Origin of the sequence: Anabaena cylindrica UHCC 0172, from assembly GCF_034931625.1 — a bacterium.
GTDB lineage: Bacteria > Cyanobacteriota > Cyanobacteriia > Cyanobacteriales > Nostocaceae > Anabaena > Anabaena cylindrica_A.
On the sequence record NZ_JAYGGY010000002.1, the window covers coordinates 19,769 to 45,679 of the forward strand.

Annotated in this window: 17 protein-coding genes; 5 read left to right on the forward strand and 12 right to left on the reverse strand. The window is 39.6% G+C overall.

The genetic code is table 11. The annotated features are described in order from the left end of the window. Positions 1-128: 128 nt before the first annotated feature. The 4 genes from VB713_RS00880 to VB713_RS00895 all read right to left on the reverse strand — a co-directional run bounded on the left by VB713_RS00880 (position 129) and on the right by VB713_RS00895 (position 9,771). The gene (locus tag VB713_RS00880; protein ID WP_323309698.1) at positions 129-7,577 is read right to left on the reverse strand and encodes a non-ribosomal peptide synthetase; all 7,449 of its coding nucleotides are present in this window, start codon (positions 7,575-7,577) and stop codon (positions 129-131) included. Next, positions 7,574-7,909 (reverse strand): acyl carrier protein, encoded by a 336-nt coding sequence (locus VB713_RS00885; protein ID WP_323309699.1) that lies wholly within the window; start codon positions 7,907-7,909, stop codon positions 7,574-7,576. Before VB713_RS00885 ends, VB713_RS00880 begins: the two co-directional genes overlap by 4 nt. A gap of 97 nt (positions 7,910-8,006) precedes the next feature. Next, the gene (locus VB713_RS00890) at positions 8,007-8,585 is read right to left on the reverse strand and encodes an FcoT family thioesterase (RefSeq protein WP_323309700.1); all 579 of its coding nucleotides are present in this window, start codon (positions 8,583-8,585) and stop codon (positions 8,007-8,009) included. A gap of 280 nt (positions 8,586-8,865) precedes the next feature. Next, complete coding sequence (locus VB713_RS00895) at positions 8,866-9,771, reverse strand: TauD/TfdA dioxygenase family protein (RefSeq protein ID WP_323309701.1); 906 nt, start codon at positions 9,769-9,771, stop codon at positions 8,866-8,868. Positions 9,772-10,307: 536 nt separating this feature from the next. On the opposite strand from VB713_RS00895, the gene VB713_RS00900 reads away from it, so the two are divergent. The 5 genes from VB713_RS00900 to VB713_RS00920 all read left to right on the forward strand — a co-directional run bounded on the left by VB713_RS00900 (position 10,308) and on the right by VB713_RS00920 (position 16,962). Next, positions 10,308-12,875, forward strand: a complete 2,568-nt coding sequence (locus VB713_RS00900; protein WP_323309702.1) for a TonB-dependent receptor domain-containing protein — start codon at positions 10,308-10,310, stop codon at positions 12,873-12,875. A 365-nt stretch (positions 12,876-13,240) separates the two neighbouring features. Beyond that, entirely contained in the window at positions 13,241-13,963 is a 723-nt protein-coding gene (pgl, locus tag VB713_RS00905) for a 6-phosphogluconolactonase (protein ID WP_323309703.1), read from the forward strand. Between the two features lie 144 nt (positions 13,964-14,107). Continuing rightward, positions 14,108-15,016, forward strand: coding sequence for an FHA domain-containing protein (locus tag VB713_RS00910; RefSeq protein WP_323309704.1), 909 nt, complete (start codon positions 14,108-14,110; stop codon positions 15,014-15,016). Between the two features lie 87 nt (positions 15,017-15,103). Continuing rightward, entirely contained in the window at positions 15,104-15,844 is a 741-nt protein-coding gene (locus tag VB713_RS00915; protein ID WP_323309705.1) for a M50 family metallopeptidase, read from the forward strand. Positions 15,845-16,032: 188 nt separating this feature from the next. Continuing rightward, the gene (locus VB713_RS00920) at positions 16,033-16,962 is read left to right on the forward strand and encodes a hypothetical protein (protein WP_323309706.1); all 930 of its coding nucleotides are present in this window, start codon (positions 16,033-16,035) and stop codon (positions 16,960-16,962) included. 27 nt (positions 16,963-16,989) lie between these two features. Here the strand turns inward: VB713_RS00920 and VB713_RS00925 are convergent, their stop codons facing one another. From VB713_RS00925 to VB713_RS00960, 8 genes are all read right to left on the reverse strand, one after another. Next, complete coding sequence (locus VB713_RS00925; protein ID WP_323309707.1) at positions 16,990-17,988, reverse strand: 2-hydroxyacid dehydrogenase; 999 nt, start codon at positions 17,986-17,988, stop codon at positions 16,990-16,992. Between the two features lie 76 nt (positions 17,989-18,064). Further along, complete coding sequence (locus VB713_RS00930; RefSeq protein ID WP_323309708.1) at positions 18,065-19,501, reverse strand: PP2C family protein-serine/threonine phosphatase; 1,437 nt, start codon at positions 19,499-19,501, stop codon at positions 18,065-18,067. Between the two features lie 174 nt (positions 19,502-19,675). Beyond that, entirely contained in the window at positions 19,676-20,092 is a 417-nt protein-coding gene (locus tag VB713_RS00935; protein WP_323309709.1) for an ATP-binding protein, read from the reverse strand. Positions 20,093-20,269: 177 nt separating this feature from the next. After that, complete coding sequence (locus VB713_RS00940) at positions 20,270-20,608, reverse strand: anti-sigma factor antagonist (protein WP_323309710.1); 339 nt, start codon at positions 20,606-20,608, stop codon at positions 20,270-20,272. An 87-nt stretch (positions 20,609-20,695) separates the two neighbouring features. After that, the gene (gene glgX / locus VB713_RS00945; RefSeq protein ID WP_323309711.1) at positions 20,696-22,816 is read right to left on the reverse strand and encodes a glycogen debranching protein GlgX; all 2,121 of its coding nucleotides are present in this window, start codon (positions 22,814-22,816) and stop codon (positions 20,696-20,698) included. Between the two features lie 129 nt (positions 22,817-22,945). Continuing rightward, positions 22,946-23,284: an anti-sigma factor antagonist gene (locus VB713_RS00950; RefSeq protein WP_323309712.1), complete on the reverse strand. Its 339-nt coding sequence runs from the start codon at positions 23,282-23,284 to the stop codon at positions 22,946-22,948. Between the two features lie 73 nt (positions 23,285-23,357). Further along, entirely contained in the window at positions 23,358-25,178 is a 1,821-nt protein-coding gene (locus VB713_RS00955) for an AGE family epimerase/isomerase (RefSeq protein ID WP_323309713.1), read from the reverse strand. A gap of 68 nt (positions 25,179-25,246) precedes the next feature. Then, positions 25,247-25,849, reverse strand: coding sequence for a DJ-1/PfpI family protein (locus VB713_RS00960; protein WP_323309714.1), 603 nt, complete (start codon positions 25,847-25,849; stop codon positions 25,247-25,249). Positions 25,850-25,911: the final 62 nt, after the last annotated feature.

Sequence of the window (25,911 nt, forward strand, 5' to 3'; positions counted from 1 at the left end):
TTATTTCTTCCCTTCGGGAACGACTTCGTAGAATGCGTCTTGGTGGTTCATTAAAAGAATCCTTCTTACATCAAAATATAGATTTTTATCACGCAGAGGCGCAGAGAGGAATATGGGAGTGACATTTTCTAGATTTGGAATATCTCAGTATCATCATTCGTGGGAGTTAATAAGGGGTTTTGTTTAATTTTTGTTAGGGTTAATTGTTCCTCTACAGCTAAGGATAGTTTGGCAATATTATTTGCCTCTACTAACAATTGCTGCATAGATATATTGACTTGTAGCGCAGAAAGCAATTTGTTTTTAATCTGCACTAACTTCAAGGAATCCATACCCAATTCAAAAAAATTATTATGAATATCTACTGCTTCTATTTGCAGAATTTCTTGCACAATTTTCGCTAAACTTTGCTCTATTTCAGTTGTTGGTGGTGTGAAAATATCTACCGATTTTGAAGCTCCAATTTTGGGGACAGGTAGCGCCTTGCGGTCTACTTTACCATTGGGGGTAAGAGGTAAAGTATCTAAGAAAATATACTCACAAGGAATCATGTATGCTGGTATTTTTTGTCGCAGATAGTCAGACAACTGGGTAGAAATGGGGAGGGAATTTCGAGGTTTGGTTTGCAACGGGTCAATTTTCCCAGCAACAAAGCTATAAAGTAAAACTTGAGTTGATTCCAGATGGAATAAGTCTTGTAATTTGGTAAATTCTAGATAGCCAATGGGACACAGACCAATTTGCTGTTTGGGTGCGGTGTTCATCAGCAATTGACCAATGTGGCCGGCTTCTAACAGACAGAAATCCTTTGCTAATTCTCCATACATGGGAGCGATCGCACTCAGTTTACCAATTAAAAACACCGAAAAGGCAGATTGCTCAAAAATTATTTGATTTCCCCCATAAACACTGCTGTCAATTTCGCTGTTTGTACTGAGTAACACTAAACGATGATTAGCAGAATGATAGTAGTATATACCTGCGGCAAGTCCTGTCACTCCATTAGGTTTGATGAATAAGTAAGTCTGGACAGGATAAAGGCTTCCAGCAGAAGGATAACGATATTTCGGGAGTGGATAATCATCCAGTTGCATTTGCTGTAAACAACTTAAAAACTCGCTAAACTGTTCCAAAGAAATCGGTTGAGGTAAAAATTGCCGATAACTTTGACGTTTTAAGTAAGCTTGAGTTAGACTTTCATCCAATTTAACTAAAGGTAATTGGACAGTGGTTTGAGAAGATTCTACTTGTCTTAATCCTGGTTGTTTCAGTTTAAATTCAATGCGTTCTCCAGCATCAAATACCACTCCTGCAAGTTGACGTGGTTGGTAAGCTTCTCCTAAATTTGGCTCTGGTGGTAGCAGATGGGAAGAAACAACATAAGCCACAAGTTGCTGTTTATTTTGTGATTCTCCCACCGCCATTACTACCACATCTTTAATTCCGGGATATTTTTGTAAAGACGTTTCAACTTCACCCAATTCGACACGATAACCATTGATTTTGACTTGAAAATCTTCTCTTCCTAAAAACTCAATATTTCCATCGGGTAAATAGCGTCCCAAATCACCAGTTTTATATAAACGCTCTCCCGTATGGGGATGAATAATAAAACTAGCTGTTGTTTTCTCTTCTGAACGCCAGTAACCTAATGCTAGTCCGATTCCGCCAATATAAAGTTGTCCACTCACCCACACCGGACAGGGTGACATCAACTCATTTAAAACATAAAAATGTTGATTTTTTAGTGGTTTTCCATAGGGAATACTCGGACAGTTCAAGTCTACTGTCTCAATAGGATAGCAAATTGACCAAATTGAGGCTTCAGTTGCTCCCCCCAAACTGACTAACTGCACATTTGGAAATAGTTTCTGCACTTGACCTGGTAAACTCAGAGGTAGCCAATCTCCACTTAACAAAGCTAAACGCAGAGATGATGGTGCTTGTTGCGGTTTGTCTGATAAATATGCCACCAACATCTGCATTAAAGCCGGAACTGAGTTCCAGATAGTGACTTGGTGATTTTTGATTAACTCTAACCAGTGAGTCGGGTCTTTAGCTCCTGTGTTTGCGGGAATCACAATAGTTCCTCCCACCGCTAATGTACCAAAAATATCGTACACTGAGAGGTCAAAATTCAAAGCTGATAAAGCTAACACTCGGTCAGATGAATTGATAGCAAAACGTTGGTTAATATCCAAAATAGTATTGACTGCACCCCGGTGGTCAATCATCACCCCTTTCGGTTCACCTGTGGAACCAGAAGTATAAATTACATAAGCTAAATCGCTGGGATTTTGCTGTAATTCCCTTATAGTAAAGTCAACTTCTACTAAATTTTCATTGTTAATTTCTAAATGCTGAATTCCTGATGGCCAAGACAATTGATAATTGAGATGGGGTTGGGTAACAACTAATTTCACCTCCCCTTGAGAGAGTAAATACCATTGTCTTTCCTGTGGTAGTGTGGGGTCGATGGGTAGATAAGCCGCACCAGAAATTAAGATTCCTAATACTGCGACAATTTGCTCCCAGCCTTTATCCATGACTACAGCAACGAGGGTATTGCTAGTAGTTCCCAATTGCCACAAGCGATGTGCTAAATGATTAGCTTTTTGGTATATATCTTGATAAGTGAAAGTGTATTCTGAACCAATTACAGCTATTGATGACTGCGCCACTTTGACTTGATTGATAAACAAACTATGCAAAGTCTCGTGAGAAACTGGAGCAGCAGTATTATTAACCGCCAATCTTTCTCGCAGTTGAGCTTCTGGTAGTAATTCTCGGCTGTTTTCAACCCAAGCTGAATTTTTTGTTGCTAACTGCTCCAACAAATTGCAGTAAGCTGTAAACATATCATCTAAAAGACCATCAGGAAATAATTCTTCTACAGCATCCCAGTTAAATACTAATCTCCCATTTTGTTCTGTAACTTGATGATCTAAAGAAACTTGTGGTGTTTGACTAATACCATAAACTATTTCCCCAAACTGATTTAATACAGATGTATTTTGACCCAGAGATTCTAAACCCAAGGTGCTAGTAAATACCACCAGCATTAATTGATAATTTGCTCGCTTGCGACTAATTTTTCGTTGAACTCGCACACCACTAATATAGCTGTGATCTAAATCCTGCCATAGTTGTTGCTGTAATTTTTGAGCGCGGTTAACAAATTTATTGGTAATGGAATTATCTACTTCCAAAAGTGTCAGTGAAGTAAAATCTCCTACCAAATTATTCACTTGGGGATGGAGGGGTAGACGATTAAATAGTGTAAGATTAATGGTAAATTTAGGATTTTTGCTCCAATCACTTAATATCTCAGCAAAAGCACTCAATAATACCGCAGAGGGAGTTAAATTAACTTGATTACCTCGGTGTTTTAATTGTTGCCATTTTTCTGCGTCAAGTTGTGCAGTCCGACGTTTAAATTGCGGCTTAATAATTGAACTTGGGTTTTTAGCTATAGGCAATTCTGGTGCTGGAGGCAAAGTATCCAAACGCTTAAACCAATATTCTTGAGAACGTTGAAACTGGGGTGTATTTTCTAAAGCTAATTCAGCCAAAACATAATCTCTAAATCTCAGTTCCAGTGGTGGCAATAAAAACTGAGGATTTTGGTAAAGTTGATACCATTCTTCTCCTAAGACAAACATACTCCAAGCATCAGCTATCAAACCATCAAAGCTGAGATGCAATCGGATATCTTGTTGATTTAAACGAGTGGCTTTTAACTTGAACAGAGGCCATTTATCAGCCGGTAATATCTCATGGGACATCTGATGACGGATAGATTCTAGCTTTGTAGTTACAGATTCAGATGTCTGTCCAGATAAATCCAAAACCTCAATTTCATAAAAAGGAACTGCTGCTAAAATCTGCTGTTGACCATCCGGTAAAATCACCACCCGCAGCATATCATGACGACAGATTAACTGTTGCCAAGCTTGGTTAAATCTTTCAATATCTAAATTCTTAGTATCTAACTCTAAATAACCGTGAGCAGCAATATTTCCTAAATTAAAAGCTTCACTGCGACCCAACCAATAAGCTTGTTGAATATCAGTTAAAGGAAATGATTGATAACAATCATCTGGCGCAGGTACAATTGCAGATAAAGGAATAAAAGATGCAATTTGTCCCGACTCAGAAAGAATTTTATTGATTCCTTCCACCGTCGGCGATGCTAACAAACTGCGTAAAGGAAACTCAACATTAAAAGTTTGTTGCAAACGAGAAACTACTTGAGTAGCCAGTAGAGAATGTCCCCCCAACTCAAAAAAATTATCGTAAATGCCTACTTGTTTAACTTTGAGAACAGCAGCAAAAATATTCGCAATTAATTCTTCATTAGGTGTGCGTGGTGGCACAAAATCTCCCTGCCGATTTTGTTCCATATCTGGTGCAGGTAAAGCCAGACGGTCTATTTTACCATTGGGAGTCAAAGGCAGAACCTCTAACATTACAAAAGCAGCAGGCATCATATAATCAGGCAATTTCTGCTTAATGAATTTACGCAATTCACCAATACTTAATGACTCCTGATGAGGTACAATATAAGCAACTATTAACTTATTACCCACTACCTCTTCCCTAACCACCACCACTGCGGCTCGAACTTGAGGATGATTCCCAATTACTGCTTCAATTTCTCCCAATTCAATGCGGAAACCGCGAATCTTCACCTGATAATCAACTCTACCCAAAAGCTCAATATTCCCATCCCTCAAATAACGAGCTAAATCCCCAGTTTTATAAAGACGACAAGATTTAGAATTTTCAATAGGACTTACACAATAACTCTCTGAAACTCTTATTTCTCCGCCTCCTCTGCGGTTAGATTTGCCTAAGTCCTGTTCCAAAAAGTTGGAGATAAATCTCTCCTCAGTCAACCCCAAATCATTGAGATAACCTCTAGCTAAACCATCCCCTCCAATATAAATTTCCCCAACAACCCCCACTGGCACAAGCTGAAGATGATGATCTAAAATATATATTTGTGTATTAGCAAAAGGTCGTCCAATCGGCACTAAAGCCTCATCAGATAACTTAATCTTTGTATTTACAAAATAACTACTATCAATAGTCGCTTCCGTTAAACCATAGGAATTAATTAAACGAGTTTCACAACCACAAAAATGGTGAAATCTTTCATAATCTCTCACATATAAACTATCTGAACCTACCACCAGCAACTTCATAAAATGAAGATTCTGCTGACTTCTTTCTAAATAATCAACCAAATTGCTTAACACCGCAGGAACAAACTCAGCACTATCAATTTGCTCTTTTTGCATGAGTTGATATAGTTTTTCCGGTTCCAAAAGCCATTCTCGCGGACACAATACTAACTTTGCTCCCGAACACAGCGCACGTACTAAATCCCCAGTAAAGACATCAAAAGAAAAACTAGCCATTTGCAAATGACTATTGAGAGATTGAAGCTGATAGGCATTTTCCCAACCATAATAGGCATTAACTAAACTGCGATGAGTAATCATCACTCCCTTGGATTTACCTGTAGAACCTGATGTATAAACTACATAAACTAAATTTTCATCTGTAGTATTATTAACTAAATTTTCTGCACTTTCTTGAGAAATATTTTCCCAATCTTTATCTAAACAAACTACAGGTATATCCTGCACTGGAAGACCTGATAATAGTTTTTCTTCAGTTATCAATACCGCTGCTTTGGCATCAGAAAGCATGAATTCCCATCGTTCTTGGGGATAATTTGGATCTAATGGGAGGTATGCTCCACCTGCTTTGAGAATTGCCAACAATCCTACAACCATTTTTAAGGAACGCTCTAGACAAATTCCCACTAATATTTCGGAATTTACGCCTATTTTTTGCAAATAATGTGCTAGTTGATTAGCTTGGTTATTTAATTCTTGATAAGTTAGCTGCTGGTCTTGAAATACTACTGCTACAGCGTTTGGTGTCTCTTGCACACGAGATTCAAACACCTGATGAATACATTTAGCTTGGGGATAATCTGCTTGGGTATTGTTCCACTCCCAGAGTAAATGTTGTTCAGCTTCAGTCAGCAGTGGTAATGTAGAAATTTGCTGCTCTGGATTGGCGATAATTCCTGCTAGTAAGGTGCAAAAATGATCAGCCATCCGGCTAATAGTTGCTGCATCAAATAAATCTGTGTTGTATCTTAAAATCCCAATCAGTGATTCTGTTGTCTCCATCATGTCGAAGACTAAATCATTCTGTCCTTCTTGCTGGGGAATGATAAAAGGTTCTAAGTTTAAACCTCCCCAATTTTCTCTAGTTTTTGCTTGAGGAAATACAGATAATTCATAATCTGGAACCATTTCTGACAACTTCAACAAATTAAATGAAGCGCGGAACAGTCCAGGGAGACTGGAATCACGATTTATTTGTAATTTCTCAATCAACAAAGGTGAGGGATAATCTTGATGTCCCATTCCCCCTAATACTTTCTGGCGGACTTGGGCTAAAATATCCCCAAAGGTGGGATTACCAGCTAAATTTACTCGCAAAGCCAGCATATTTACAAAAAATCCCACAGTTCTGGCGAATTGCGACTGACTTCTGCCTTCGGTGGGACAGCCAACTATGATATCTTCCTGACCAGTGTAGCGGTGTAGCAGCACTTGAAAGGCTGTCAGGAGGGTCATATATAGGGTTGCACCTTGAGTCTTAGCCAGTTGTTTGAGTTTGGCGGTTAATTCTGGAGTTAAATTAAAGGTATGGGAAGCTCCATGATAGTTTTGAATTGGCGGTCTTGGTCTATCCGTGGGTAACTTTAATATTGGTAATTCATCAACCAGTTGTTTCTCCCAATATTCCCAAAGATTATCTCCCACGGGACTTGCTAACATTTGCCGTTGCCACTGCACAAAGTGCCGATATTGTGAGTTAATGGGTGGTAGAATGGCTGTCTGACCAGTGTTTTCTGAATGGTAGAGCGATCGCAATTCATCCAATAAAATTCCAAAGGAAAATCCATCAACAGCAATATGATGGATTGTCAGTAAAAGTACATGATTTTCCTCAGCACAAGTAAATAAATTTACCCTGATTGCTGTTTCTCGTTCCAAATCAAAAGGACGCTGATATGCTTCAACTACCTTTGTAGTTAATTCATCCTCCTCCCAAGTTACAGCGTCAGTGTTCTCAAAACATACTTCTCGGTATTCATGCACCTGTTGAAAAGGTTCAGCATCTTTTTGATCGAATGTAGTCCTTAGTGTAGGATGGCGAAGGACTAAGGCTGCGAAAGCTTTTTGTAAAGCTGGAATATTTAACTTTGAACATATCCGCGCTGTAAATGCAACGTTGTAAGCTGCACTATGAGGCGCTAATTTATATAAAAACCATAATCCTTGCTGACCGTGAGTTAAAGGATAAGTTTGAGAGGGATGAAAGCCTCCACGTAGCAATTCAATAATTTCTGTTTTATATTGCTTAATTTGACTTAAAAGTGGAGGATTTAATACTTCTTTAGAACCACGATAACGGAGTTTGCCACCATCAACCCACAATTCTATATTTTGTAAATACAAGTCTTGCAGAAACTTAATTAAATTCATAATTCACCTTCTAGTAAATCGTCATCATTCATTATTTTTTGGCTGGTGTTTTTCCAATTTTCTGAGGTGATTTGTTCACTTAACTGAGTTGCTAAATCAACGATATTTAAATCCTGCATAAATTGCACTACAGGTACTTCTACTTCCAAGTCTGTTCTTAATTGGTTCCGCAATTTCGTAGCTATCAGAGAATCAATTCCTAAATAATTTAGAGGCTGATGTATGTCTAGTTCGGATACACTTATTCCTACAGCTTTGGTAACTGTTTCTTGAATATAGGCGATTAACTTTTTTTGACGTTCAGTTACAGTTAGTTCTAGTAATTTATGCATACACTAATTTTTATGAAATAAACAAGGTTTTTATTATCTCTGATGAGAACAAGATATCAAAAATAATTGACCGCAGATAAACGCAGATAAAGATGGATTAATCAATTGCGGGTTGGGGAAAATTATCAAGATTGTTTTCTAGTTTATTGTCTAATATGGCTATGGTAACTTCTCCTTCTGAGTAACCACTATTATCATCAGAAAACGCGCATGAGGTTTTTAAGATGATTAGATTGCTGCGAGATGAACATTTATTAATTGATAGAGTACCTTGAAAATTACTAGAATTAATTGGTTTCTTAAAAGTGCTGGAAAATTTAACAATTAAAAAGTCACTAAGTTGACGGCGTTTATAGATGTCTAAATCCCAGTGTTTCATCACCTCCAACAACTGATTTTCTAGTAAATAAGCAATCATGACATAGAATAATTGATTGTAGCAAATATTGAATTCTACTGAATTAAAATGTCCAGTGTCAGCAATATAACAAGATTCTCCAATAGAAAAATCAGCTTTGATTAACCATGAGCATTTGTGATCACTGCAACCGGAATCTAGATATTGAAACTGAGCCTTTTTTAGATATTTACAATCCTCCTTATATGGCTCAAGAAAAACATTCAATAAATCCTGACTTACTTCATCTATCTTGATAATTTTTATGTCTGTTTTCATAAATTCCTATTTCCTTAGACTAGACAAAATTTGATAGAACAAAATACTATAACAGTCTAAAATGATCAGTGAAATCCCTCTTATACCAATTTTATGTGAAGTTGCACATAATCCTAAAATATCTTGATTAATCCATCTTTATCTGTGTTCATCTGCATTTAATTGTTCTTGATATTTTATACAGCTTCATATTAATTTGGAAAATCCGCTTTTCATAAATTAGATAGAATTCCTATATAAAGAATTCAAAATTAATTTCTTATTCTTGAATTTGGTAAAATCACCAAGTCTTATTACTCACTAATTCACTAAACTTATCATCAATTTTCGAGGAAACATAAAAAGGCAGTCCATCGTAAATACCAATGCGATAGCTGACACTTTTCTCACCTTCTATAACTGTAGATGCTTTATGATTCAGAGTTCTATTTTCCCATAAAAGAATATCTCCATCTTGCCAAACATGGGTATAAATATGTTCATCCTGATCAATAAAAGAAAATAATTCTCGTAAAAGTTTTTGATTTGTTTCATAATCAAAACCCACGATACCAGTAGTAAAACCTTGATTCATATAGAGAATTTTTTCCTGAGTAACTGGGTGAGTAATAATAGCTGGATGTTTAACAGGAGGGAATTTTTTTTCAAAATCATTCATTATGTCTATAATAGCCCTATCAATATCCCACTCTTGCACTTTATAACGCCATTTTGCCTCATGCAATATGTATTTTCCATCAACATAACTTCTTAAATTATCAGGTAATTTTTGATAAACTTGCTGCATATCAATATAGTAAGTTTCCCTCTTGGAATTAGGTAAAATTTGTGGATATAACATAGTTAATGGTAGAGGTTCATCCAGAAAAGCACAGTCAGTATGCCAGTATCTTCCAGTTCCCCGAACTCCAAATTTTTTGCCATCCTTGGGAACATTAGAAGATACAAATATTTCGGGATAATCTGGGTGATGATAGTTGTCTTGAGGATAGATTTGTGGCGTACCAATTTTATTAGCAAATTCTAAATATTGATTTTCGTTAATTTTTTGATTTCTGAAGACAACTAATTTATGTTGGTATACAAGTTGTTTAATTGTTTTGACTTCTGCTTCGGTAACTGAAACAACGTTTATATCTAAAATTTCTGCTCCAATAGATTCTGAAGATGGTGTATTTATTTTCATGGTTCTGTGCCGATTTTTTGTATTTAAACCTGATTTCGAGGCCGAGTTGGAAAACCCAATTCAGTGATTTTCTAACACTCTCACATAATTTATACACTTCATCCCTTCCACATCCAGGGTGAAGGTTTGCTGGAAATGGACAGGAAGAGCGATCGCTTGATCCGAACTAAATAGCATACACTTAGAACTTATTTCGCAGAGAATTGCTGACCTGCATATTATTTGAATAATTCATCTGGAACTGTCAAAAGACCACTTGTCAAACATGATTTTTTGGCAAAAACTCTCGCGGTAAAATCTAACACACGGTCTTTAAACTCAGCAATCTTCACTGACAATCACCAAATTACGTTCTTTTGTACTGGTTTGACAGCCTGTCTTTTGACACTAGCTACAGATTACAGATAGTGTAATTTTTGATCAAGCAGATTGCAGATTAAGAAAGTAGAAAATCTAGTTCAAAGCTAGAAACCAAGCCTATTTTACTCCTGAATTCTGCGTGTATTTGTAATCTTCGTTTGGTGTGAGACGGGTTGATGAATGGAATTTATCGGTATCCAGGGTTTGCGATCTGCCGGAGGCAGCAGCGCTTCGCTATCGCCTCAATAGTTGCATTGTTCGTTATTCAACCAGCCCAAGCAGAAACAGATAAATCTCTAACAGAGAGATTATCACCAGCCGGTGTGTATCAATTACCACAAATCAACCCTCCTGCTAGGACAGTAAAAAACTGGTTGGCGCAGGAAGCTCAACTCGCCATTCCCATTAAAATCATTGATGTTCAACTGAAGTCAACTGAAGGTGGATTAGAACTGATCCTAGAGACGGAAGCCGGACAAATTTCATCACTACCCACTCCATCCCGTGACGGGAAAACATTAACAGTAGAGATTGCTGGAGCAGTTTTAGCACTGACAACTGAGCAGGAATTTAAAAGCTCAAAGCCGGTAGAAGGAATTGAAACCATCGCAGTGACTCAGGTTGCAGCAGATCGGGTGCGCGTGGAAATAATAGGCTCCGAGGAATCACCGACTTTAACTGTCAACACTTTAGAAAATGCATTAGTATTCGATTTAAAAACCGTTGCGAGCGAACCCGACATCGAGCTAACCGTAACCGCCCAGAAACGAACAGAAGACGCTCAGGATGTACCACTTAGCCTCACAGTCATTCCTCGTCAAGAACTGGAAGACGGTCAAATTAGTTCTTTTCAAGGTATCGCCAACAACACCCCCAACTTTACCTTTTCTCCCACCTCATCTGGTGGTACTGAATATAACTATTACAGTATGCGGGGTTTGAGTAATTTCAACTCATTAGCCAATCAAGATAGTGTTGCATTTTACATTGATGATGTCCCCTTTGATTATGGTGGCTTTTTAGACCTGAGTTTAATAGATTTGGAAAGAGTCGAAGTACTACGTGGCCCCCAAAGTACCCTCTACGGTAGAAGCAGTCCATCTGGCGTGGTGAATGTGATTTCTCGTCAACCGACTCAGAAGCCAGAATTTGGAATTTCAGCTAGTTATGGCAGCTACAACAGCCGAGAAGTAAAACTTTCCCTCAGCGATGCCGTAATTCCTGATCAACTATCCTTTCGACTGGCAGGTGCCTACAGCGCACGGGATGGATTTATTGACAATGTGACACTAAATCGCACAGTTGGCGAAGTATCAAAAGTAGCAGGACGAGCGCAAATTCTTTGGACACCGACACCAGAATGGAGCGTGTCTTTTAACACTTATGCCAATGATAGTGATGGCGGTAATCCCAGCTTTAATCTCCGTAATGCCTCTGACCCCTTCCAGATAGACCAAAGTGTAGACGGTTTTGCCCGGTTGAGCAGCAATACCCAAGCCCTGAAAATTGGCTATGACGGTGCAGGATTCCGCGCTACGTCAATTACCGCCAGGCGTTTTACCAATCAATCTAATTTTCTTGGAGATAACTTTCCCCAGCTTGACTTACTGCGTCAACTGATAGATATCAACTCCACTGTTTGGTCACAGGAATTTCGCGTGCAGTCGCCAGAAAATGCTGGCCGTTTCCGCTGGTTACTTGGTGGATATTATGAAAATCGTGATTTCAATGTCGTTAACGATACTATAGAACGAACAGCAACTGCTGCGGCGATATTTGGCTTACCCTCAGGACGCAATCGCGTTTTGGCAGAACAATCTCGCAATACTTATGCAGTATTTGGTCAAGTAGACTACAAACTAATTGATCCGTTGACCCTGTTTGCAGGTCTGCGCTATGAAGCGGCTGATAGTACCCTTGATCGCCTTCGTGTCTTTGAGGCTGCTAATGGTGGAGTCACCCCAAGCGGCTCCGTACAGGGGGCAGAAATCAGCAGTAGTGCCTTAATTCCTCGCTTTGGATTGCAGTATCAAATCACCCCGAATTTAATGGCCTACGGTACAATTGCCCAAGGCTATCGCCCCAGTGGATTCAATTACCGCGCCGACGACGAAGCCACACGCCAATATCGAGAAGAAAAATCTTGGACTTACGAAGCTGGTTTAAAGTCTTCTTGGCTGGATAATCGCTTGACTGCCAACTTATCAGTGTTTTATACCAACGTCAACGACTATCAAGTGTTACTCACGGACAACGATGGTTTTTTCCGTAATGTTGCCAATGCAGATGTGAACATCACCGGATTAGAATTTGAGGTCAAAGCCCAACCTTTAGAAGGACTGGATTTAATTGCTGGAGTCGGCTATGTAGACAGCAAATTTCAAAACTATAGCAATCCATTTACAGGTATAAATTATAGTAACAATCGCGTTCCCCTCGCACCAGAATTAACTTACAATTTAGCGGTTCAATATCGCAGTCCTGGTGGTATTTTTGCTCGTGCAGAATTGCGTGGTTACGGCACAAACTATTTTGATGATGCCAATGAGATCAAGCAAGACCCATTTGCAATAGTGAATGCTCGCATTGGTTACGAATGGACAAATTACGGTATTTATTTATTTGCTAACAACTTGTTTGACACTCGCTACATTACTTCCGGGTTCTTTTTCCCACCTCCTGATGTGACTGCGGGATTTGGTGAACCAGCGATGTATGGTGTGCAAATCAGGGCAAATTTGTGATTTCTTTTCGAGGATTGAGTTTCCTTGGCTTGACATTGGATTGGGAATTATTAATTTAGCTAGAACACTTTGCTGAGTCCATTTTCTTAAATTTGGTATCATTAAGTTTTTATCCACTGACGAGTCATCTGAGCATCAAAAACTGGAGTATGTCACAGTATGCTATTTATAGCTTTCCTTTGCGGTGATTGTTTATGGTTAGTACCGCTGACTACTGATAAATGAGCCTAAATAGTGATAAAGAAATTTTAGGTTGATTATTCCCTACCTGACTTGATGATGTTAAAAGTTTCAAAAGTTAAAATGGGAAACTGTCATAAGTTAGGTATTGTATTGCTGGAAGCCGGCTATGTAATGATAAAGCCATGAACAAAACGGTTGAAGTTTTACCGGATCTGCCTGCGCTGGTAGCACGGGCGCTAGATTTAATCTTGTCCAAATTGGCAACTGCCATCAAGGAACGGGGGCAATTTACTATTGCTTTATCTGGTGGTAGCACACCTAAGCCTTTGTATGAAGCGATAGGTAAACAAAACCTACCTTGGGATAAAATTCATGTGTTCTGGGGAGATGAGCGTTATGTACCAGCCAATCACCCTGATAGCAATGAATTAATGGCGCGTCAAGCCTGGTTAGATCGGGTTGCTATCCCAGCAGCTAATATTCATGCCATGCCAACCCTATCGGCTAATCCAGCGGTGGATGCGGCTAAGTATGAAAAGCACCTGCAAGAATTTTTTAATTCTACGCCAGGAAAGTTTCCCGCCTTGGATGTAGTTTTATTGGGAATGGGTGATGATGCTCACACTGCATCTTTGTTTCCACATACAGAAGCTCTGAATGTAAGCGATCGCTTGATTACTGTGGGCAACAAAGACGGTAATCCCCGGATCACCTTCACATACCCATTTATTAACGCGGCTCGGTGCGTGATTTTCGCGGTGGCTGGTGCTAATAAACGACCAGCTTTAGCCCAAATTTTTGCCCCTGTAGCTGATGATTTTGCCTATCCATCTCGCTTAATTAAACCCCAAGGGGAACTATTATGGCTGCTAGATGCAGCAGCAGGTTTGGAAATCAAACCTTAAATTCAGTAGATGACAGGGAACAGAGAACAAGGAAACGGGGAAAATAACCTTATTGCCTAATTGCCTATTGCCTTCTTCCACTGACAACTGATAACTGCTTGCCAGTACTTTATTTTACTATGACCTTGACAAAGGCTTAAATCCATGATCGTCTGCCCGAATTGCAATCATCCCAATCCAGACGGCGCTGTTCAGTGTGAAGCTTGTTACACGCCGTTACCAGCAACTACTAACTGTCCCAGTTGTGGGGCAACTGTACAGGCAGATGCTGCTTTTTGCGGTCAGTGTGGCTATAACCTGCACTCTAATACTGCTGTACCGGAGCCAACAATAGTAGGATCAACTATAGCCCCTGATATGCCTGTGGAATTACCACCATTGGTGTCTCCTGACCCAATGTTAGAACTTTTACAACCAGATGCTCTAGGACTCAATGCTCCTTCTCAACCTCCTACCACTTCTACCCTACCACCAACGGTAGTTGCTGCATCTGCACCAGAACCTGCACCCGCGCCAATTGCTCCACCAGAGCCGGAACCAGAACCTGCACCCGCGCCAATTGCTCCACCAGAGCCGGAACCGGAACCTGCACCCGTGCCAGTTGCTCCACCAGAGCCAGAACCGGAACCTGCACCCGTGCCAGTTGCTCCACCAGAACCAGAACCTGCACCAGTTCCACCATCAGAAGCAGTTGCTGTAAATGCATCTAGAACCCAATTACAGCAGGTAATAGCCCGACTATTCCACGTTCAAAGTAATCAAGAAATTGAATTACCGCAAAATCTATCTGTGGTTCATATCGGTAAGCCTAATGACCGTATTCCTCCAGATATTGATGTTGCTGGATTTTCTAATTCAGAAATTGTCTCCCGGATTCATGCAGATATCCGTGTCGAGGGAGATGCTCATTATATAGAAGATGTGGGTAGTTCCAACGGCACTTATATTAACAATTTGCCGCTGTTGCCAGGGAATAGACACCGTTTACGTCCAGGCGATCGCATCAGCTTGGGTAAGGGAGATTTGGTGACTTTCTTATTTCAACTCTCTTAGCAGAATAATTGGTAATTGATAATTCGTAATTCGTAATGAATAATATGTAGTTACAAATTACGAATTACGAATACAAATTGATAATTTATGCGAGAACCAAAAGATTTTTCACCTTTCCTAAGTCAAGAAGCCCCTTCAGAAGTAGAACGGATGGGGTTAACCTGGCTTGTGGGAGCTGCGATCGCAACTGCTGTTTTGTGGCAGTTTCCCGCTGGGGATTATATTTTATACCCCTTTACCATCCTCGCAACATGGTTTCACGAAATGGGTCACGGCTTGATGGCTCTAATGTTGGGAGGTAATTTTCAGAAATTACAAATTTTCAGCAATGGTTCTGGTGTAGCAAGTTACTTTGTCAGTTCTTCATTGGGGCCAATTGGCCCTGGTTTGGTTGCCGCCGCAGGACCAATGGGTCCACCTATCGCCGGAGCAGCGTTGATTCTCGCTTCCCGCAATTTTAAAACAGCTTCCCTGAGTTTAAAGATTTTAGGAGGGTTTTTATTATTTTCTACATTAGTTTGGGTACGTTCTTGGTTTGGTTTAATAGCAATTCCCATCTTAGGTTTAATTATTTTGGGAGTAGCTTTAAAAACTCCACGCTGGGTACAGGGTTTTGCAATTCAGTTTTTGGGTGTGCAAGCTTGTGTGAGTACATACCATCAATTAAATTATCTATTTAGTTATACGGCTGGACCCTTAGGTCTTTCCGATACAGCACAAATGCAGAGGTATTTGTTGTTACCTTATTGGTTTTGGGGAGGATTCATGGCTGTAGCTTCTTTGGTGATTTTAGTCCGCAGTCTACAGGTTGCCTATCGTTCGCAATGATGGGTAATAAAAATCGGTTCTTGAGTACCTAATATGCGAATATGAGGCTAAAAAATCTCAGAGAGCCGACTATGTATGAGAAATTAGGGATAGTTTTTAACATTATTACAAAATGTTCCCTCTTTACCCTGTTAAGAGTTCCCTGCCTTTACGGGTAATTTCAATAATCAAACCGAATTCTTATATCTATGCAAATTGATTTAAATCTTTCCTTAGGAACATTTTTATTCTTAATAATTTGCGGAATGGGAGCTTATTCGATCAAGCGTCAAAATTCAACCTGTTCTGAGCAATCTTCTACTAAACTCATATTCACAGTTATGCCTAAAATATCTCAAGTTATTGGGCTAATTTTTATAGGAATTGCAACTATATTTTTTATTGTTATCTGCTTGTATCCACCTATTATTCAATTAAATTGTAATCGTTCAATACCAGATAAGTATTTTATAAACATGGAGGATAACATTCCACAACCTGTTTGTGAATTAGTCGAATTGAACTGGTTTGGTCATGAAAATTTTAAAAAGTTAGTTACTAATCTACACGGAGTTGAATTAGAAAGTAAAATCGAGACTGATAAAGAGGGTAAAGTATCTTATAAATATCAAGTTATGCTTTTAACTAATACAGATAATATCCCTTTTAGAACTCATAACTACAGTAAATATGAATCTAAAAAATATCAATTTGTCATCTCTACAATAGAAAGCTTTTTATCTAACTCGTTACAGACATCCTTAGTATTTCAAGAGGATGATAGAAATGTTGGCTACGCTGGTATGAAAATAAGTCTTTTTTTAGGGATGCTATCTCTATTAATTATAACTAGTGGTTCGTCTATAATCTGCTTTTTCGATAAAGAAGCCAATTTCATGACTTTAACTCGTAGTAGATGGCTAGGAATTTTTGGGAAAGAAGTTACTCAGCATAAACTAGATGAACTTGTTGATGTGAAAGTGGAAAGAACTGATGGTGAAGAAGGCTTTATTTATCGAGTTGTTTTTGCATTTAATTCAGGTAAAATTTTACCTTTAACTCATGTTTATAGTTCTGGATCTGCAAGTAAGTATCAAAGATCTAAAATAATTAAAGATTTTTTGAACCTTAAATCCTAACAACCCATATCAACCAATGAAAGCTTTTTACTGTTGATGGCAGATTTCATTAGCACAAGAACGCCCTTGTTCAACGTCAGCTATATTAGCAAAAGTGGTATCGGCAATATTTCGTAAAGCCTCTGCTGTGAAGAAAGCTTGATGTCCTGTAATCAAGACATTGGGAAATGTTGTCAAGCGTTGGAAAACATCATCTTGAATAATTTCCCCAGATAAATCTTCAAAAAATAATTCCGATTCTTGTTCGTAAACATCCACACCAAGATAACCAATTTGACCTGATTTCAACCCCTCAATCACTGCTTGGGTATCAATCAAAGCACCGCGACTAGTGTTAATAATCATCATACCCGGTTTCATTTGAGCGATCGCTTCACTATTAATCAAGTGGTGAGTTTCCGGCATCAGAGGACAATGCAAAGAGATAATATCAGAATTGGCGAAGATTTCTGGCAACTCTACATACTTCCCACCTAATTCCTCTAATTCTGGGTTGCGATAAACATCATAAGCTAGTAGATGACAACCAAACCCTTTCATAATCTGTCCCAAAATCAGACCGATTTTACCTGTACCAATAATTCCCACTGTGCGCTCATTCAAATTAAATCCTAACAACCCATGCAGTGAAAAATTACCTTCCCGCACACGGTTATAAGCACGGTGAATTTTGCGATTTAAGCTTAAAATTAAGCCTACAGCGTGTTCTGCTACTCCATAGGGTGAATAAGCTGGTACACGGACAACAGTAATTCCTAACTTAGCTGCGGTTGCTAAATCTACATTGTTGAAACCTGCACAACGTAGAGCAACCAAATGAGTTCCCCCAGCAGCAAGAATTTCTAAAGTGGTAGCATCAACTTGATCATGAACAAATACACAAACACAGGGAAACCCTGCTGCTAAAATGGCTGTATCTCGATTCAGTCGTGGTTCAAAAAATACCAACTCATGTTGAATCGGAGAATTTGCAGTTTCTAAAAACTGCCTATCGTAAGTTTTTGTACTGAAAACTGCTACCTTCATCTAAAATTTCAGGCTATATGCTGCATGATACCCTTATAGCCTATACCCTAAACTCCATACCCCACAACCTTATTAATCATTTCCTTCGCACACAGAGCATTGTAATATCATCAAACTGTGGTGCATCAGCAATAAAATCAAATAAATTGGTCTTAATCGCATTCAGCAAATCAATAGCAGAAGTGGATGGTTGCTCTAGAATATCTCGCAGTCGCTTGTCTGTAAATAACTTACCTTCAGGGTTTTTACCTTCAGTTACTCCATCAGTATAACCAATCAATATATCACTAGGTTCAAGCAGAATTTGCTCGATTTGAAATTTCATTCCCGGCATCATTCCCACTGCCGGTCCAGTAGATTTAAGAGTTTTCTTAATGCCAGATTTATCAATAACAAACAGCGACTCATGTCCACCATTAATATAAGTAAGTATACCTGTTTCTGCCTCTAGAACACCAAAAAACATGGTGGCAAACATACTCATTTGCCAATGATTTTTGGCAACATATTCATTAGTTCTGGAAACTGCTTGGAGTGCTTTGACATGAGCTAAGTTTGTAGCAATAGACTTACCAATCCAACCACCACTGGGCTGATTGTCTTGCAGAACCTGATTGGCAATACCGCGCAATTGAGTTTCTGAAGAAAAGACACGGATTAAGCTTCTCATCAGAGCCATAAATAATGCTGCTCCTACCCCTTTATCACATACATCCGCAATTACTAATCCTATCTGGTTATTAGGAAGTTCAAAAGTGTCGTAGAAGTCTCCAGCTACCTGACGGGCTGGGTGAAAGCAGGATGCAATTTCCCAGTTGGGAAGTTTAACTAGTTCATAGGGGAGAAAATCAATCTGAATTTGCCGTCCCTTTTCTAATTCAGCATCAAGAGCTTTGGAATATTTATTAAGTTTTGAATAGAGACGGGCATTTTCCAATACTAAAGCCATTTGGTCTGCTGTGAGTAGCATGAGATTGGCTGTTTCTTGACTAAAATGTCCTGGCTGAGAGTGCAATAGGGTGATAATTCCTAGTAACTCTTCACCTCTGATAATGGGAACAGCTAAGGCAGAACGGACAATGTAAGGCTGATCGGCAAAGGTGAACCAGCGCTCATCACACTCAGTATCTGCAATTAATCCGATTTGACGGTTACGGATCACCCAACCAGCAAGCCCCTGATCTAAGACACTACCAATCAGGCTTTTCCGCTTTTCTGCTGTTACTTCTGTGCGTGAGAGGATTGCATCAGCTACCTTCCCAGAAGGTTCAAGTAAAAATAGACTGCCTTTTTCAGATTTGGTTTGATCGGTAGCGACATCTAATGTAGTCTGTAATGCTTCTTTTAATACCTCTCCTTCTGTGGAGGAGCGTGCCATTGATACTAATTTTTCTAGCAACTTACTTTGGGCATTAAAAGCAGCTTCTTCATTTCTGAGTTCTGCTACTTCTCGACGTAGCGCTTCTAGTTCTTGGTAATCTACTTGTTGTTGAGATTGATGGTTAGAATTCATATTCCCCTAAGCAAATGATTCAAGCTGTCAATTTAAAGTGACTTTTCTGAAAAGATAGATGCTAAAAACCTGTATGTATGCATATTTTTCAATTGCTTAACCTAGTTAACTTAGATTAATGGGGGCTGAATTACCTCAATATCATAGCCTAAACAAACATCCATAACTTGACTATTAGTAATTGACTACAAAGATATTACGATTCTTTTCTCCTACTCGCTCATAAAAATATTGATCCACACCCTGAATTGCCAAGTATACTCCTAGTCCACCCATGCGGCGTTCTTCTAAACGCTTATTTAATTCTTCAGATTCGACAGTTACCATTTCGTAAGGATCGTATCTAGCACCAGTATCTTCTATGCAGATAGTTAAGGTTGATTCTTGGCGATCGCTAGATATATCTAATTTACCAGTCAATCCTGCTTCTTCATAGCCATGCATAATGATATTGGTAGCTATTTCGTCTACTGCCAGACGCAGTTTATAGGTGGCTTTTTTATCCAAGCCTGCTGACTCAGCTGCTGTCATCACATATTTAGCGATCGCTCCCAAAGAGTCTAGTGTTCCCGATACGGTTAAAGTTTCCATAACATACGGTGGTGTTGGTATCCTGGGATAATCAGATTGAATCTCTGCGCTCCATTCAGAAACGCAGATTGGTATCTATATAGACATCGACCGAATTTAAATATGCGTTTTCTACAACCCTTGTAGAGAAGTTGTAGGCAACGTCTCTACTTTTTCACCAGATGTCTATTGAGATTTCTACGCCTTTCCTATTTTTGCAGCGTCATACTCGTCTAGCAAAATGACACTGTGGTGAAAGCCAGTTTTGATAATTGTCTCCAAAACTGTGTCTTTTTGAGCGCCGACTATGTAAATATTCACTGCACCCATCTTTTGTTTAGCGAAAATTAGCACCCGTAGTCCGGCGCTGGCCATATATTCTAGGTCTGCCATCATCAAAACCAAACTTTTGGGATTTTGGGCAGCAGCCTCTTCCACCTTTGTCTTTAGCTCTGATGCTGTACTTGCATCCAGTTCTCCAGATAAGGTAATTTTAGCGATGTCATCACTTGTTTCTAGAGTTGCGTTGAAAGCCATAATTTCCTGTGAGTAGTTGAATTGTGAGCAACGATTTTAAAGTTGACAATTGCTAGAGAGCAAATTATCAGCAAGGCAAATGGAAATTTATTTACCTACTAAGATTGCCACAGAGCGATCGCCCATGAGCAACCCTGATTGATTTTCTAGTCTAGGTTCTGTACCAGGTTCCCAGCTATCATCCGGTGATATAGCACCAGTATTAGCAAAGATATGCCAATTCATTCCTACTGGCAAACTGGGAATCTCAAACCACTGAGCTTGCCAGTGCATATTCATTGCTACGTAGATATAATTATCTTCAACAGTTCCTTGCTTTGCGTGTTTACCGCAGAGCATAAAAGCCAGAGTCCGGCTAGAATCAGACCAATCAGCATTCCAGGCTTGTGTGCCATGCCATGTAATATCTGCATAGCCACTGCCCACATAATCCCGATTTTGGAAGTGCCATTGATTTCTCAAAACTGGATGAGCGTTGCGAAAAACAATGCAATGTCTCACAAACTTAAACAAATCTGCATTAGTTTTTAACAAATTCCAGTCTAACCAGTTCAAATCATTATCGTGGCAATAAGTATTATTATTCCCATATTGAGTCCGTCCCAACTCATCACCCATGAGAATCATCGGTACACCCTGACTCACCATCAGCATTGCCAAAGCATTTTTAATCTGACGACGGCGCAAAGCATTAATGCCAGGATCATCTGTTGGCCCTTCCCAGCCACAGTTCCAGCTATCATTATCATTCGTGCCATCATTATTATTTTCGCCATTGGCTTCATTATGTTTCCCATCATAGGAAACCAAATCCATCATTGTGAAGCCATCGTGGGCAGTAATGAAATTAATTGATGTTGCCGGCGCACGACCAGACCAAGCATACAAATCAGGAGAACCTTGCAAACGTTGGGCAGCATCCCCAACTGTACCATCTCCCTTCAAAAATTTACGAATACCATCACGGTACTTACCATTCCATTCTGCCCAACGTCCATAGGCAGGGAAGGAACCCACTTGGTATAAACCACCTGCATCCCAAGCTTCAGCAATCAGTTTACACTTAGCCAGAATGGGGTCAAAGGCCAACGATTCTAGCAGTGGTGGATTTGCTAAAGGTGCGCCCCAAGGATCTCGTCCTAAAATCGCTGCCAAGTCAAACCGGAACCCATCAATATGATATTCTGATGCCCAGTAACGCAGACAATCTAGCACTATCCCCCTGACAACTGGGTTATTACAATTGAGAGTATTACCAGTACCACTAAAGTTGTAATAATACCCTTCCGGGGTCAGCATATAGTATGTCTTATTGTCAATGCCTCGGAAGGAAATTGTTGGGCCATGTTCGTTACCTTCCGCTGTGTGATTGAAAACTACGTCTAGAATTACCTCAATCCCGTTTTTATGTAATTCTTTAACCAAGGTCTTCAATTCATCAACCTGCATCCCAAATTTGCCTGTAGCTGCATAGCCAGCTTTGGGAGCAAAGAAACCAACGGTACTGTAACCCCAGTAATTATAAAGGGTTTCCCCTGTTTGCGGGTTAGGGCGGCTATTTTCAAATTCATCAAATTCATAAATGGGCATCAACTCCACAGCATTGACACCCAACTCTTTCAGGTAAGGAATTTTGTCTCTGATACCTGCAAATGTCCCCTGGTGCTTTTCTTTAACACCTGAGGAGGGATGACGGGTAAAACTGCGGACGTGCATCTCATAGATGATCTGATCTTCTGGAGGAATTTCCAAAGGACGGTCATTTTCCCAGTCAAAATCATCAAAACCAATTCTAGCTCGATGGTGATAGATATCATTCCAGTCTGGGGTGACACCCCAAACATCCCGACCACCAATAATTTTGGCGTAAGGGTCCATTAAGACTTTGCTGGTATCAAACCAATGACCTTCCTGGAAATTATTTGGCCCATCCATGCGATAGCCATATTCCATATTTTCATAATCAAGGTCAAAGACAGTCATGCAATAAACATTACCAATCCGAAACTCTTCAGGAAAAGGAATTTCTACTAAAGGTTCCTTGGCGTGCTTCTTAAACAGGACTAAAGTACAGGATATGGCTTGACTCGAAAAAATAGAGAAGTTAACCCCTCCTAGTACGAGGGTAGCACCGAAGGGAAATGGTTTACCGTTGCGTAATTTAAAATCTTTGTAAGTATGCGTTGGATGAATATCAATTCTTTCCATTGTTACTAGTCCTTAGTTCCCGGTTATAGCTGTAGTTACATAGGTTAGGACAGTTTTGATTGTTCAAACCTTGAAGCAACTGAGTTTATACTCGTTAATTAGTACTCGGTACTCGTTACTCAGCACTTCTCATTTAGAAGCCAGTGCTTCTATACCTTGTTCCAGAGTTTCACTAGTTGCAAAAAAGTCTAGGAATCCAGTTACGGTCATGGTGTCTATAATTTCTTCAGTTAAACCGACCAATAATAACTTCCCTTCTTTAGCGGTTGTTTGTCGATACAGAGACAGCAGCATTCGCAAACCAGCACTGGACATATAAGGTACACCAGTCATATCGAGGATAATTTTACTGTTCGCTTCCGCTAGAGGTAAAACTTCTTTGGTGACAGATGATGCTGTGTTGGCATCTATATCACCAGTCAGAACCGCGATTTTTATGTCTTCAATTGTCTTGATGCTAATTTCCATATTTATTAGTAAGTCTCACTGGATTCGTCATTAGGGATGAGGGGAAAAAACCCCTCACCGCATTATTCCATAGTTACACAGGCACAATCTGCACCTTAACTTTGACGCGATCGCTAGTTTTGGGTAAGGTGACAGTTAAAGCTTCTGCATCGAAGTTGGTATAAGGCTCCCCGTCGATTTCACACTTACCAATTTTGATACTTCCAGGAGGCAAAATATCTGGTGATACTCTCAGAATATTGTCGGGGAATCCTCCAGGGATGGGTTTGAAGTAAAAGTCCATTGGCTGCTTAGTGATGAGCAAATTGGTATATACAGCCGCTAAATAACATAGTTCAAAGGAGTGATAACCGCTCATGGAGTGGGAACCTTTACCTCGTTCGTTGCCTCCAGCCAGATAGGGGATACCATTGGCGAGAACGTTAAAGTAAACGCCACCTTCTTCTAAATCTAGGAACCAAGCATTGTAAAATGCTGCGGATTCACGAGCTAAACGATGATATTCTTTATTGTCAAGAATGCCCGTTAAGATGAGGTAGGCGAGGATTGCTTGTTCTTGTTGCCACCAAGCTTTGCGATCGTGCCAAACAAAACGATAAGTATCTTCACCTTCCGCTAGGGTTCGTTCAACAACGTCATACCAACCGCCACGCTGCTGGTCACTGCCAACATCTGGCATCAAATCAGCAATTTTTTTGGCTAAGTTGACATAGCTATCCTTGGCTTTGAGGCTTTGCATCCTCATCAAGTTCCAAGAAATTTTGAGGTTGTGACCAACTACAGCTCGGTTTTGCTGCCATCCCCAACTTGTATCTTTAGACCAGTCTTGGAAAAAGCGTTCTTGCACAAATGGACTGTTTTCATAGTCAGGAAAACGTTTTTCAATGGTGTCGAAGGTATACTCCAACATATCGGCATATTCTTGTTTACCTGTAGCCAGCCAGAGGTTAATCAGGTAAGCTGGGGCATGATCACCGACAGAATTCCAGTTCTTTGTCCCTTTATTTTGTCCCAAGGTGTCGCTTAAGGGATCTAAAGTCAATGGATCAAGGTGAGAGAAGTATCCACCATATTCGCTTTTATCGAGTAAAAACTCGTTAAATAGCTTAATGGTCTTCTCGGTGTCATCCATAATTTGTGGATCACCGGTACAACGATAGGTTTGAATTGGTCCTGCTAGGGCGTAAATTTGTTCATAAGCAGGGATAGCATAATAATCATCCCCAAACTCGGAAGCGAAGATTTTATCTTCTTTTTCTCCCTTCACATCAATCCCGTGATACCAGTAAACGATGCCTTCATCTAAGTCTACAAACCTCATGTGTTCCCGCAGGTACTCAGTACCTCTTTCAGCGGCTTTGAGGAAGCTATCATTACCAGTCATCATAAAAGCGGTAGCGAAACCATATACTAGACGAGAAATAGTATCGGTTTCTTGGCGGAAATTGGTGGTTGATAGTACACCACTTAGATTTAAAGTAGTACGATAGTTGCGATAGTCGTATTCACCTTCACCAAATTGAGCTTTGAGATAAAATTTCCCTAAAGCATTAATCTGTTTTACCCACCAGTCTTGTTTCTCAAAAACATAATCGTTTTTCTGACGACCAGCAAAAACTATCTGTTTGGCATCGAATACATCACTATCTGGATAAAATACCCCATAGGTAAATAAATAGCGACCGGGAAGCAGCATTGATTTCATGCTGCCAGTGGCATCTGGGTAGCCTTCGTCAAAATTCTGGATTAACTTAGCATAGGCCATGGGGCTGAGTTTAACGGTGAACTCTCTGCCATCAGATGTCTTGAGTCCAAATGTGTCGCTATTGCCGTCATATTCAGTAACGTATCCAGCGATTAAGTCAGAAAAGGTAAAATCTACCTTTGTTGTCATATTTATTTCCTCGTTTTGTTAAGAATTGATTAACCTAAATTCCCTGAGTAAAGGATGTATGGCAATTACTAATTTTTTTCTATTTCTTTGACAAAAGTTTCCATGAATTGGTCTACCATGCCGGGATGTTTACCTGTGATGAGATTACCATCAATGACTAAATCAGCAGTGATATCACCTTCATAGATAACTTCAGCCCCGGCATTTTCTACATCACAGATAATGTTATGGGCGCAAGTTACTTTTTTATCTTTAATTAAGTCTGGATCTGCACAAAATAGCCACAGGCTATGACAAATCGTTCCTAATTTTACATGATTTTCAGCTATGGCATTCCGCAGAAAAACAACTGCGGGAGCTTGATTTTTTTGACCTTTTTTTACATTGACTTGATATCGGAGCCTATCCATTGCATAAGCTCCAATGCAAATGATCCCTTTATAGTCACTGGGATTTATATCTTTTACTTCTGTGCTGACAGTGACATGATATTCTACTTGATCATTTTCGGGATTAGAACCAAAGTGTAGTTCTTTATTACCCCACAGATGAGAGATGTATTCTACTTCATAACCTTGTTCAGGGAAATACTCATTGAAGCGACGAAATTCTGTGCCGTCAAAATGTTCTTCAATGAGTACACCTATTTTGCCTTTTGACTCAGTTGCCATATTGTCTTAAATCCTTGGTAATTTTTAGAAGTAATAGAATTTAACAATCTCTATTACTTCAA